1 pseudogene is annotated in these 613 nt (G+C 72.3%); it reads right to left on the reverse strand.

The window, feature by feature from the left end:
* Window positions 1-613, reverse strand: a pseudogene (locus KDK95_RS34905) (hypothetical protein); the annotation flags it as partial.

Raw genomic sequence — 613 nt, forward strand, 5'->3', positions numbered from 1 at the left:
GGGCGGTACGGGTCGGGGGTGCGGGCGGTGTACTTGCGTGGGCTGGCGGAGGTCTCGATGATCCTTCCGTCGGAGGCGAGGGTCTTCATCGCGTTCCCGACCGCTCCCCCGGAATGCCCGAGCTCCTTGGCGACCTCGGTCACGGTGTACTCGGTCCCGACGTGGTCGGCGAGGAATACCGCGACCTTGTCCTGCAGCTCCCCCGGCCGTGCAGGCCCCAGGCCGGCGAGGCTCCCACTGCTGCCCGGGATCACGGGCGTCGCCGTACTGTCCGGCTCGGGCTCGTCTTCCGCATCCTCCGGCTCGCCGTTGGGTTCCCGGTCCTCGCCCGGCGCCTCCTCGGGTGCCTCGGGCTCCGGTGCGGCGTCCTCGGGTGCGCCGGTTGGCGGTGCGCTGCCCTCGGAGACGGGGTCGGGGTCGGTTGTCGGTTGCGGGTCTTCGGGTTCGGGTTCGGTGTTGGTGGCTGTCTCTGCCGGTTCGCTGAGGGCGTGGGCGCGGAGGGCGTCGAGGGCGTGGTTCCAGGCTTCGTGCTGCTCGGGGGTCAGGTCGGAGCCTAGGCGGGCGTGGGCGAACAGGTGGGCGAGGTTCGGGGCGTCGTCGAGGAGGGTCATGG

It is taken from the genome of Actinospica acidithermotolerans, from assembly GCF_018139625.1.
Lineage (GTDB): Bacteria > Actinomycetota > Actinomycetes > Streptomycetales > Catenulisporaceae > Actinospica > Actinospica acidithermotolerans.